Origin of the sequence: Psychrobacter immobilis, from assembly GCF_904846185.1 — a bacterium.
GTDB lineage: Bacteria > Pseudomonadota > Gammaproteobacteria > Pseudomonadales > Moraxellaceae > Psychrobacter > Psychrobacter immobilis_B.
Genome location: NZ_CAJGZQ010000012.1, coordinates 1 through 12,822, shown reverse-complemented (window position 1 = coordinate 12,822; position 12,822 = coordinate 1). Strand labels below are relative to the sequence as shown.

The window sequence follows — 12,822 nt, the reverse complement described above, 5'->3', positions numbered from 1 at the left end:
CAAATTTTCTTACAATTTATTATGAGCTACTATATTTGGCTGTAGCAGCCGACAAACCCTAGCGACACTCGGTGTACAGTTGTATTGTCTATACCACATTCTATCAATTTAACCCTTATAGTTATCGTGGTATAGCCATAAAACTATGGTACATTATGTGTAGACCTTGCGACTGTGTTGAGGCGCTAGCATGCGACTTAACAAGCACTGATCAATAGTGCCAGCCCAAGAGTGACCAGAATCAGCAATGTACTTGCTTGACCTATGTCGGCATGGATGCGGCTGGTTTTTGTTTATTCAACCGGTACTCGTCTGTGATGAGTCACCCTTTACAAAATACAATCTAAGGACAGAGTATGAGCGCCAGCCTAACCACCACTTTTGATGACAAAAATACCGAAACATCGAACCTAATCAATCCCACCTTAGTCCTCAACTGCGGTTCCTCTTCTATCAAATACGCGCTGATTAGCGAAGACAATTCTATTCGTATCACTGGTTTGGCCGAAAACTTAGGACTCGATACTGCTCGTATCAAACACACGACGTTGAATGGTGATAAGCTGGAAATCTCTATCTCAGGTGGTCGTCATCAGTTAGCATTACAAAAAATCCTTGAGCTATTAGAACAGTATCATTTCATCGCCGTTGGTCATCGCGTGGTTCATGGTGGCCGTGAGTACTCTGCAGCAGTCCGTGTCGATGAGCATGTGCTGGACGAAGTAAAACGCTTAAAAATACTCGCGCCACTGCATAACCCTGCCCATGCTTTAGGTATCGAAGCGGTACAGGCGATTTATCCTGATATTCCTCAAGTCGTCGTCTTTGATACAGCCTTTCACCAAACCATGCCTCCTGTTGCTTTTCGCTACCCACTACCAAAAGCCCTATACGAAGAACACAAAATCCGCCGTTATGGCTTTCATGGTACGTCTCATGCCTATGTCTCAGAGCGTGCCAGTGAAATTACTGAGTCTAAAGGCCCACATGGTTGGCTTACAGCGCATCTGGGCAACGGCTGCTCGGCGACTGCCGTTTATGATGGCAAAAGTTTCGATACCAGCATGGGTCTGACCCCGCTTGAAGGGCTCATGATGGGTACGCGTAGTGGTGATGTTGACCCAAGTCTACACATACACCTAAAGCGCCAGCTCGGTATGAGCTTGGAAGAGATTGATGCCATGCTCAATAATGAAAGTGGTCTATTGGGTGTCTCAGGATTGTCTAATGATTTACGTACCGTCGAACAAGCGGCGAACGAAGGTCACGCAGATGCCAAGCTCGCTATCGAGATGTTCTGTTACCGCGTCGGTAAATATCTTGCCAGCTTAAGCTGCGCGTTACCAGAATTCACAGGCATTGTCTTTACGGGCGGTATCGGCGAAAACTCAGTCACCACCCGTACCAGTATCTTAGAAGTGATGCGTCATTTCGGCATAAAAGTAGACGCTGACAAAAATGCGAGCTTGTTTGGTGGTAGCGAAGGCAGCTTCCACGCAGACGATAGCAGCATTGAGCTGTGGGTTGTGCCAACTGATGAAGAGTGCCGTATTGCTCAAGAAACACGTGAAGCATTGGGCTTACTCTAAGCTCAATGCTTTTTATAAGTTGCTTATATTATAAGTTACTTGTGATTTTCTCATAAGCTTTTAGTCGTCTTATCAGCTTTTTTATTCATTAGACGTGTTAAGTTATTTTTTTGCCCAGCGCTTCTTATACATAGCCTATGATGAGAAGCGCGACGTTTTACTCATTCCAGCAAGGATGAAGTGAGCTTTAAAAATATAATAAACCGTAGGATACTTTATGCAAACCATTTTACTAGTTCCCATCAGCCGTGGTATCGGCGTAACGTCAGCAGCGCTTGGATTGATTCGCGCTCTTGATTACAACGGTATCAAAGCGGGCTTTATGAAGCCATTTTTGCAAGATGATACACTTGATAAGCAAAACAGTTTAGACAGCTCAAGCGCGTTAGCAATGCATGCTTTTGGTCTGACGCCACCTAAATCTATCAGTCGGCAGCGTGTTGAGCGTATGATTGGTGATGGTAACCTTGATGACTTGATGGAAGAAGTGGTCGTCAATTATCATACTCTGGGCGATGATTACGATGTGGTGATCTGTGAGGGCTTAGTACCGACCACAGAGACCTCTTATGCCTCACAAATCAACCGTGCGATTGCCCATGCATTAGATGCTAGAATCATCTTTGTTAGCACTGCTGATACCAGTAAACCGGCCTATCTGGCTGATAAGCTTGACGTTCACGCTCGTGAGTTTGGCGGCATCGCCCATGAGCGCACGCTCGGCGCGATTTTGATGCGTGTACATGACTTGCCAAATGCGCAAAGCACCGTAGAAAATCAAATCGTTGCCCCTGGTGAAGCGGTTGTGAGTTTAGATGAAAGCTTTATGCAAGAAGTCCAGCGCCTATCACCGCATTTTAATACTGACGCGTTCCGTTTAATCGGGGTGGTGCCATTCAGTGATTCACTGTCCGTGCCTCGTACGTGGGATATTGCCACTGAGCTGGATGCCAAATGGCTCAATGTTGGTGAAGCTAAGTCACGCCGTATTAACCGCATTAGCCTAACCGCACGCTCAGTTGCACGCGTCGATGAGGTGTTTAAACGTGGCACCCTTATCGTCGTACCCGGTGACCGTGATGATTTACTATTAGCAGCTGGTTTGGCTTGTATCAATGGTATCCCGCTGGCAGGATTGGTATTAACTGGCGGCGTCGAGCCGAGTACAACCGTCGCTGAGCTATGGCAATCTGCCCTCAAAACAGGCATCCCTGTCATGAGTGTCGAAAGCGACAGCTATGAGACCGTACAGAGCCTCATGCACATGAGCGCAGAGATTCCAAGTGATGATACTGAACGTGCTGAAGAAGTGGCCCGTTATGTCGCCGCCCATTTAGATCTTAGCTGGATTAAAGACTATTTTAGTCAAAATCATGAGCCGCGCCTCTCACCATCTGCATTCCGTCATCAAGTGGTTAAAAAAGCACAAGACGCCAAAAAACGCATCGTGCTACCAGAGGGTTCTGAGCCGCGTACGGTTGAAGCCGCTTGTATCTGTCAAAGCCGCGGCATCGCCAACTGTGTACTACTCGCTAAGCGTAGCGATGTCGAGCAAGTGGCTAAAAATCTCGACTTAGTTTTACCTGAAGGTCTTGAAATAATTGATCCAGATACGCTTGACATGAGCAAATATATCGCTGCAGTGGTCGAACGCCGTAAAGGTAAAACCAGCGCAGAAGTCGCTGCTGAATACTTAAAAGACACCGTATATCTAGGCACGACCATGCTACAGATGGACGAAGTCGACGGCCTCGTTTCTGGCGCGATTCATACCACTGCCAATACTGTCCGTCCAGCGTTTCAGTTGATTAAGACCGCACCGCAATACTCGCTCGTATCATCAGTATTTTTTATGCTGCTGCCTGAGCAAGTGGTGGTCTACGGTGACTGTGCCATTAATCCTGATCCAAATGCCGAAGAACTGGCTGAGATTGCCATTCAATCAGCACAGTCTGCTGCTGCCTTCGGTATTGATCCAAAAGTCGCGATGATTAGCTATTCTACAGGCTCATCAGGAACTGGCGCGGACGTCGAAAAAGTCACCCGTGCGACCCAAATCGTCCGCGAGCGTGCGCCACACTTAAAAGTCGATGGACCACTACAGTATGACGCCGCTTCTGTCATGAGCGTCGGCAAGCAAAAAGCGCCTGATTCGCCTGTCGCTGGGCAAGCCAACGTCTTTATTTTCCCAGATCTCAATACGGGCAATACCACTTATAAAGCCGTACAACGTAGCGCCAATGTAGTGAGTGTTGGCCCAATGCTGCAAGGTTTGAATAAGCCAGTAAATGACTTGTCTCGCGGAGCCTTGGTCGATGATATTATCTACACCATCGCCCTTACTGCTATTCAAGCTCATAGCGACGCGATTTAATTGCATTAAAATGTAGGACTAATTGCGCTATAGGTAACCGACTATCAAAATGATGGTCGGTTTTTTATTGGCTACGTTTACAACTGACTTTCTAAAAAATTTTCATTACGGATATCTAAGCGCTCATTTTACCTAGTATTTCAGCGCTTTTAATGACAGATGCCCGCTTGCCCTCTACAATAGCGCTACCATCGAAGCATTTAACCTAAAAAGGTCCGCTGATAAAAGGGTAAAATGCATCAACGACAACGTACCTCTTATCTATTTTTACGCATTTATTTATGCCAAATACCAGCAAAAATCCTCAAAAAAATACACCTGCGCCAGCCATCCGTGCTTATCTTGGCGGCTCATTTGATCCCGTACATGATGGTCATCTGCAAATGGCGATGACTGTTTATCAGCGTTTGCTACCGATAGCCAAGCAGCAACAGCGCGCGCTGCACGTGTCACTATTACCCAATGCACGCTCTCCCTTTAAAGAAAAAAGTACAGACCCTAAACACCGTCTGGCGATGTTAAAGCTTGCGACACTCCATACACCGCTACAAATTAATGAGCTTGAGCTGTGGCAAACACCGCCTGTTTATACCATCGATAGTGTACGCACGTTGCGCCAGCATTATCCAAATGACAGTCTGATATTCATCATCGGTATGGATAGCGCGCTGAGTTTGAGCAAATGGAAAAACGGTTTAGAGCTTACGGATTACGTCAATCTTTGGGTGTTTAATCGTGATGACCTGTCTGATATTAACAATAAAAATAATCGCCTTTTGACAACCACGACTCATTGCGCCAACAAAACGTTAGTCGCGCAGGATACGATGAACTTGCACGCCCAATTACCTGCGCAGCTGCAATCTTTACGCATCGATGCGCCGATTGACTTATTACAGCCCACCTCTCAAGCACTGACCGATAGCCGTCTCTTGAAAAACACCCATCAAGGCCACATTTATATAGACTCGCGTCCTATCGCCACGATATCCAGTACACAGATACGCCAACAGTTGCAGCCGACAGACAATCGATCGAATATAATATCCGCAGCGGCAAGGCAAATTACATCTATCGCACCAATAAATGATATCATAGACAATACTGCACCCAATCCATTAGCTAAATGGCTAAATCCTGCTGTTTATCAATATATTATCGCCCATCAGCTATATTCTGCTGCTCAATTCCGTTAAAATCGCCTTATCTTTGTCATTTTGCCCATCCAGTCTCTACAGCTGACTGGCGACATCTAGTCCATTCGACAATGCCAACGCATGCAAATTGACGATTTACCTTTTTATTTTTAATATTGACGATTCAAGAGATCAAAATTTATGACCAACACCATGACTGAAGAACGCTTAAAAGAATGCTTAGCCGTTGTTGAGACCGCTCTAGACGATATGAAAGCGAAGAACATCACCGTAATGAACGTAGAAGATTTGACTGACGTAACCGAACGCATCGTTATCGCTGACGGTACTTCTAAGCGCCATGTACGCGCGATGGCTGACAATGTCGGCGCTGAAGCGAAACAAGCGGGCTTTATGCCACTTGGTCGCGAAGGCGGTATCGACTCTGACTGGACATTGATTGATCTGGGCGCTGTCGTCGTGCATGTAATGACGCCACAAGCCCGTGAGTTCTATGACTTAGAAGGTCTATGGTCATCACCTGAGCAATTGGCTGAGCTGGTCGCTGTACCGCGTGAAAAGAAAACCGCTGGTCGCCGCAATAAAAATAAATAATTTTATTTATTTTTATAACGCTGTGAAAACCAAAAAGACCAGATATCTATTCTGGTCTTTTTTTGTCTAAAATTTACCGTTCTAATACCCTTTCACCTACTGCTAAATATTAAGCGGCTGAATGCTTAGCATTAGATGAATGATTAAGCTAAGATAATACGCATTATTAATACCAGTATTAAAGTAGCCTCTCCCCTAATAAATCCCTATAGATTAGGAAAACCTATGAGCTTAGAACCTGTAAATATAGCAACGCTAACATCTTCTACCCCAAAAAATGTAGCCGACTTTAACCAAACCCTGCCGTTACATATTGCGAATCTAATCTGCGTCCGCGCTGGCAAAGCCATGCCATTCACCCGTGAAGAAATGAGTGCTATTGATAAAGCACCGATTAACGCACCTGTCGCGGTCAATTTTATGGGATTAATTACTGACGAACAAGCCGATCGTAAGCATCATGGCGGCCCACTCAAAGCCGTGCATCAACTGGCACCTGCAACTTATGAGAGGATCAATACAGAATTTGGTCTAAAGGTACGCGTCGGTACATTGGGCGAAAATCTCACGACCGAAGCAGTAAATGATTTGCCTGAAATGACCGAATCTACGGTTTGCATTGGTGACGTTTTTGAGTATGGTGATACGGCTACTAGTACGGATGATGTTGATAATTTACAACTGCGCATCGTCCAACCGCGCCGCCCCTGCTATAAGATCAATGATCAGATCGGACAGTTTACCAAAGTACCCAATATCGCAGCATGGGTCAGCAAGCAAGGCATCTCTGGTTGGTATTTCCAAGTGGTACGTGATGGCATAATTAATGCGGATTTGCCAGTTTACTTGAGAGAACGCCCTTATCCATTCGCCACGCTAGAGAAGCTGTGGCAATTGTCTAATTCAAAAGAGAAGTTTAATGCCGAGGTGATTGAGCCATGGCTCGCGATTGAGTGTTTAGAAGATAGTTGGAAAAAGGTGTTGGCTAAGAAGATTCGCAAGAATTAAAAAAGCTTTCAAAGATATCTCGACCTCATCTATCTACTATCAATAAAAAAATAAAGGCAAGTATAGTCAATCCTATATAAATCAGATACGGTGTCAGGCTCGCTTAGTCTACTATTTGTAGTACTTTCGCTCGCCTTCCTTGTATCCAAATCATATTGAAACGACTATATCAAAGCTCACCTTTATTTACACAGAGCATTTCATGGTAAAAAACATATTCTTAGCGTTTGGCCTAACACTGCCTTTAATTGGCTGCGTGACCACGACCTCTCCAGTCGCGACCACCAAAAGCTACATCGTGGACAGTAAAACCTACCAAGCCACTGGCAAAAGCGAGCGAATTAAAACCATCCTGCTGCACTACACGGTGTCAGATAATGACCGATCCATCAAAACACTGACCACAGGCAAGGTCAGCGCACACTATTTAGTGTTAGATAATGACGATGATAAAATTTATAACCTCGTACCAGAAAACGAGCGCGCTTGGCATGCGGGTGATGGTGGCTTTGCGGGTAGAACCATCTTGAACGATACCTCTATCGGCATCGAAATTGTCAATGCAGGGATTGCGCCTGAATATAAAGATGCGCTAAAGAATGGCGAACTCGACTATCATCCTTATGACCATTATGTGGCATTTAATGAGTGGCAGATTAAAAAGGTCGCGGAGTTGGTACAAGATATCACCGCGAGATATGACATCTCACCGAAAAATATCATCGGTCATTCTGATATGGCACCCTCGCGCAAAATAGACCCCGGTGCAAAGTTCCCTTGGCAGCAGCTATATAAAGAGTATGGCATCGGTGCTTGGTATGATGACACTGATAAGCTTGCTTTTATGGATACAAACGCATTTGCAGCGGCCACGATACCTGAGCTGAAGCAGCAGTTTCGTGATTATGGCTATCAGGTTAACAGTAGCGACGAGTGGGACAAAACCAGTCGCGATGTCGTCTATGCGTTCCAACTACACTTTCGACCCCGTAACCCAACAGGAACGGTAGACTTAGAGACTTATGCTATTTTAAAGGCATTGAATAAGAAGTATGCTGATACCAACGATTTTTATTAACCCTTTCATATCATCAATAATAAACAAGCTGTACAAGGAATTTTATGAGCACATTGTTTAGCGTAAATTTGAATAAATTGGCTTTGATCCGTAACTCGCGCGGTACTGACTACCCTAACCTGTTGTACTTTGTGAAAAAGCTGATTGACCTAGGGGTTAAAGGCTTTACCGTACACCCGAGACCCGATGAGCGTCATATCAGATATCAGGACGTCTATGATATCAGTGCATTCTTAAAGGACTATCCAGAGATTGAGTTCAATATCGAAGGCAATCCAAACGAGCAGTTTTTAAAGATTATCCGTGAAGTAAAGCCGCATCAATGTACCCTCGTACCCGATAGCGAAGATCAACTGACCTCCGATCATGGTTTCGACATTATCAAGCATAAAGATATGTTGTCAGAACTCAGTCATGAGCTACAAGCCTTTGGTACGCGCTGTGCGGTGTTTATCGATCCTGATATCGAGCAAATTAAAGCGGTCATCGAGAGTGATGTACAGACGATCGAGATGTATACCGAAGAATGGGCGCGCGCCTACAGTAATAGTAAGAGCGGCGACCAATTCGATGAGGTCAAGCAACGCTTTAGCGACTGTATTAATCTAGCCAATCAAAACGGTATCCGCGTCAATGCGGGTCATGATTTGAATTTGGATAATTTGGCTGATCTGCTCGCGCTTAGTGATATCGCTGAGGTGTCGATTGGTCATGCCTTTACGATTGAATCACTGGAGCAAGGCATGGATAATGTCGTGCGTCAGTATTTAGCAATTTGTGCTTAAACCACATTAATAATAAATAGTTTGCTCCTATCAGCAGTTCTAATATCTGCATCATCAAGCGAAATCTAAGGCGTGTCCTCATGCTAAAAATGGTCATAAAAATTGGATAAATTGCAGTCCAACGAGGAAAATAGCGCAAATAATATCGGGATATTGATAAGCTATTTGACTATGTTTGGCAAAATTTAGCTATTTTTAGCCCATTTAGATATTATCGTTTGAATTGAGGACACGCCTTAATAATATTAAAAAAGGAATCTTTATGTATCAAGACTTTCAGAAACATCTACAACAAGAAATCAGCGACATACGCGCGGCAGGACTGTATAAAAACGAGCGTGTGATCACCTCTCCACAAGATGCTCTCATCAAGATCACTGATGGCCGTGAGGTGCTTAACTTCTGTGCCAATAATTATCTTGGATTGTCTGATCACCCTGAGATTAAGAAGGCAGCTATCGAGGCTATCGAAAACTCAGGTTATGGCATGTCATCGGTACGTTTTATTTGTGGGACGCAAGATTTGCATAAGCAATTAGAGGCAGCGATTTCTAAGTTTTTTAATACCGAAGACACGATTCTTTATGCGGCCTGTTTCGATGCCAATGGTGGTGCCTTTGAGCCACTACTGACCAGTGAAGATGCCATTATTTCTGATTCGTTAAATCATGCCTCAATCATCGATGGTGTACGCCTGTGTAAAGCGGCGCGTTATCGCTATGCCAATGCAGATATGCAAGATTTAGAGACGCAATTACAAGCGGCGCAAGCACAGCGTTTTCGTTTGATTGTGACCGATGGTGTGTTTTCGATGGATGGTAATGTCGCGCCAATGGATGAGATTTATGCATTGGCACAAAAATATGATGCCATGGTAATGATTGACGAGTCGCATTCAGCAGGCGTGGTCGGTCACACTGGTGGCGGCGTGACTGAATTGTTCAATCTACGTGGTGATATTGAGCTGATCACTGGTACTTTAGGCAAGGCATTTGGCGGTGCTATTGGCGGCTTTACCACGGGTAAAAAAGAAATCGTTGAGATGTTGCGTCAGCGCTCACGCCCGTATTTGTTTTCAAACTCCATTCCTCCTATGGTAGCGGCAGCTGGGGTAAAAGCGTTTGAGATGCTGTCGCAAGACAATACTCTACAAGATAAATTGCATGAGAATACCGCCTATTTTGTGAAGAAAATGCAAGACGCGGGTTTCGATATCAAGCCCACCGCATCGGCGATTTGTGCGGTTATGCTTTATGACGCCAATGTCTCTCAGCAAATGGCAGATGAGCTGCTGAAAGAAGGCATTTATGTGATTGGCTTCTTTTACCCCGTCGTACCCAAAGACGAGGCTCGCATTCGCGTCCAGCTCTCTGCTGCCCATACTCGCGAGCAGCTAGACCAATGTATCACCGCCTTTGTCAAAGTTGCTAAGCAAATGAAAGTGATTGATTAAGTGTCGTTCGGTATTTGTTCGGTATTCACTCGCTAGATTCAACCATTAAGTACAACACCGTTAAATAAGAGAAAAGTATGAAAGCACTGGTTAAAGCCCATCCCAAAAAAGGCATTTGGATGCAAGACATGCCAGAACCTACTGTTGGCATCAATGACGTTAAAATTAAAATTAAGAAAACCGCTATTTGTGGTACAGATTTGCACATTTATAAATGGGATGAGTGGTCAGAAAGAACCATCAAGACGCCTATGATCATCGGACACGAATACGTCGGTATCATTAGCGAAATGGGCGATGGCGTAAAGCACTTTGAAGTGGGTGATCGAGTCACTGGCGAAGGACATATCGCTTGCGGGCATTGCCGTAACTGCCGCCGTGGTAAGCTGCATGTGTGCGAAAACACCATCGGCGTGGGCGTCGACCGCGATGGCGCGTTTGCCGAATATTTGGTGATACCTGCTGATAATGTCATCAAACTCGATGAGCGTATCAGCGATGAGATGGCAGCCATTATGGATCCCTTTGGCAATGCCACACATACTGCCCTTTCATTTCCTGTCCTTGGTGAAGATGTACTGATTACGGGTGCTGGACTGATTGGTTCTATGGCGACAGCGATTTGCCGCTTCGCAGGGGCGCGTAATATCGTGGTCAGTGATATCAGTGATTATCGCCTAGAGCTTGCTAAAAAAATGGGCGCGACGATGACCATCAACCCAGCCAAAGGTGAAACCATCGAAGGCGCCATTGCTGAGTTAAAAATGCACGGCTTTGATATTGGGCTTGAGATGTCAGGCTCGCCTCAGGCCTTTGATTCGATGATTAGTAATATGTATAACGGCTCTAAAATCTCTCTCTTGGGTATTTTGCCGAACACCACCACGGTGGATTGGAGCAAGATTATTTTCAAGGCGCTAACTCTAAAAGGTATTTATGGCCGTGAGATGTGGGAGACGTGGTATCAGATGGAGCAAATGCTGATTAGCGGTATTGATCTATCGCCCATCGTTACCCATCGCATGCACATTGATGACTTTCAAGAAGGCTTTGATATCATGGAAAGCGGACAATGCGGTAAGGTGATTTTAAGCTGGGATTGATAATGTGGTGCGTCAGTATTTTAGGAGTCGTGGTTAGGGTTTACATTATCACGACTGATAAAACGGCACTGATTTCAGTGCCGATTTTTATAAAGTAAAAATTATACGAGGGATAAACTATGAGCGATTCTGAAGCCGATAAACTTGAAAAGTATTTAGCAGAAAAAGCCAAGCAAGATCAGGAAAAAGAACTAGAGTCTGAGCCGCTCTCTGCTTATGATGCGTGTGTGCTAAAGGAAAGTGCCAAGATTCATGAGTTGATTGCTGGGGCTAAAGAGAAAATTAATAAGTATTCAGACAATTAGTAAGAATGCCTAGAGTCGATTGTTTTTTAATTTTCCGTGGATATAAAATGGAGCCCATTATTCCAGTTTTTCCTCTTAGAGATGCTCATAAATTATTATGAGCAGTTAAAAAATATATTTAACTCAGGAATAGAACTATTTTGAGGTAGCTATAGTTTTTATCATATTCCAACCATCTATAATTCTTCACTTGTTTAATATTGTAATTACTCTGATGCAACAAGTTGATAGCAGGTACTAAATAATCAATTATGTATGCCTTAATCTGATTCCCTGTAACCTTACCCTTTCTTTGTTTTTCTTCTTCTTTTAATAAAAACACCACTTCTTGTAACCAAGCTATCTCTGGTAAAAACAACCTAATATCTGCTGATTTTTTATATCTTAATGAAATACTTCTGATAACATCTAGCCTTTCGCAGGATTGAGCTCCAATTAAACATTTTACAAAATCACTGGGTCTAATATAAGTTAAGATAGGGTAATTATTATAATTATTTACTGATCCAGTATAACGAATTTTTTCATGAAAACTGCCTAGATCATTTTCTATATACTTTAACAACCCTTTGCCCAATTGTGGCAAGCTGTCGTCAACTTGCTTTTTAGACATCTCAGTTATATATTCTAATAATTTTATAAATTTAATATCATCTTTATTCCGAAACCCCAGACCAAATGTCTGTATATCGTCATAGAAGTTAACACAATCATAGAAAGGTATTTCTTTTCCACTAATAATTAGGTTATCAATATTATCTTTAGCTATGTCAAAAACTTCTTCTTTAGTTATATTCAGAAGTCCTTTATCTATAAGCTCCAAAAACAAACCAGTTACGTGCTTTATCTCACCTAATTCCTCATATTTTTTATTACAGAACTGCTTTTTTACGATATATAATAGACTATCAAATTCATCATCTTCAAGATGCATAAAATACCATAGCCGTATCCACTCTGGTTGATTTTTATTAGGAAAATAACGTGAGTTCTTTAAAGACTCTTCTATTTTTTCCCTATGTATTAAACTCTTATCGAATATATCAATCCATACAGAGTCTTCTAATAACATATCAAATGTATCAAAATCTGGATATTTTTCTTTTAAAGCTATGTAGAAATTATTACCTTCTTCTAAAGCTTCTTCGCCATTATATTTAGATGATAGTGCAGAAATATGCGCACCTTTAAGAGCTTTAATATCGACAGGCTCCATGTTTGCACTTTTTATCTCGAAAGAAAATATTAGATATATAGTCAGTCTTTTATAAATAAGATACAATACTTTTAAAATAAGCGACACGGCAGAAGAATACATGACCTATTCAGCAGACTTTCGAGCGCAAGTGATCAAAAGTGTCCAAAACAAAGACATG

General features: G+C 43.2%; 11 protein-coding genes. 10 read left to right on the top strand and 1 reads right to left on the bottom strand.

Annotation, left to right across the window (positions count from 1 at the left end; genetic code table 11):
* The first annotated feature begins 356 nt into the window (after positions 1-356).
* The 10 genes from JMW94_RS08070 to JMW94_RS08025 all read left to right on the top strand — a co-directional run bounded on the left by JMW94_RS08070 (position 357) and on the right by JMW94_RS08025 (position 11,446).
* The gene (locus JMW94_RS08070) at positions 357-1,589 is read left to right on the top strand and encodes an acetate/propionate family kinase (protein WP_055123535.1); all 1,233 of its coding nucleotides are present in this window, start codon (positions 357-359) and stop codon (positions 1,587-1,589) included.
* A 217-nt stretch (positions 1,590-1,806) separates the two neighbouring features.
* On the top strand, positions 1,807-3,963 hold the full coding sequence (gene pta, locus JMW94_RS08065) for a phosphate acetyltransferase (RefSeq protein WP_201603852.1): 2,157 nt from the start codon (positions 1,807-1,809) through the stop codon (positions 3,961-3,963).
* A gap of 281 nt (positions 3,964-4,244) precedes the next feature.
* Positions 4,245-5,159: a nicotinate-nicotinamide nucleotide adenylyltransferase gene (locus tag JMW94_RS08060; protein WP_201603850.1), complete on the top strand. Its 915-nt coding sequence runs from the start codon at positions 4,245-4,247 to the stop codon at positions 5,157-5,159.
* Between the two features lie 141 nt (positions 5,160-5,300).
* Positions 5,301-5,714 (top strand): ribosome silencing factor, encoded by a 414-nt coding sequence (gene rsfS / locus JMW94_RS08055; RefSeq protein ID WP_045443355.1) that lies wholly within the window; start codon positions 5,301-5,303, stop codon positions 5,712-5,714.
* A gap of 225 nt (positions 5,715-5,939) precedes the next feature.
* On the top strand, positions 5,940-6,722 hold the full coding sequence (locus tag JMW94_RS08050) for an MOSC domain-containing protein (RefSeq protein ID WP_201603848.1): 783 nt from the start codon (positions 5,940-5,942) through the stop codon (positions 6,720-6,722).
* A gap of 202 nt (positions 6,723-6,924) precedes the next feature.
* Positions 6,925-7,800, top strand: coding sequence for an N-acetylmuramoyl-L-alanine amidase (locus JMW94_RS08045; protein ID WP_201603846.1), 876 nt, complete (start codon positions 6,925-6,927; stop codon positions 7,798-7,800).
* 44 nt (positions 7,801-7,844) lie between these two features.
* Positions 7,845-8,585, top strand: coding sequence for a pyridoxine 5'-phosphate synthase (locus JMW94_RS08040; protein WP_201603843.1), 741 nt, complete (start codon positions 7,845-7,847; stop codon positions 8,583-8,585).
* A 262-nt stretch (positions 8,586-8,847) separates the two neighbouring features.
* Positions 8,848-10,038: a glycine C-acetyltransferase gene (gene kbl / locus JMW94_RS08035; RefSeq protein WP_201603841.1), complete on the top strand. Its 1,191-nt coding sequence runs from the start codon at positions 8,848-8,850 to the stop codon at positions 10,036-10,038.
* Positions 10,039-10,115: 77 nt separating this feature from the next.
* Positions 10,116-11,141, top strand: coding sequence for an L-threonine 3-dehydrogenase (gene tdh / locus JMW94_RS08030; RefSeq protein WP_201603839.1), 1,026 nt, complete (start codon positions 10,116-10,118; stop codon positions 11,139-11,141).
* Positions 11,142-11,260: 119 nt separating this feature from the next.
* A complete protein-coding gene (locus JMW94_RS08025; protein WP_201603837.1) occupies positions 11,261-11,446 on the top strand; it encodes a hypothetical protein in 186 nt (61 codons plus the stop codon).
* 118 nt (positions 11,447-11,564) lie between these two features.
* Here the strand turns inward: JMW94_RS08025 and JMW94_RS08020 are convergent, their stop codons facing one another.
* Positions 11,565-12,662, bottom strand: coding sequence for a hypothetical protein (locus JMW94_RS08020; RefSeq protein ID WP_201603835.1), 1,098 nt, complete (start codon positions 12,660-12,662; stop codon positions 11,565-11,567).
* Positions 12,663-12,822 lie beyond the last annotated feature (160 nt).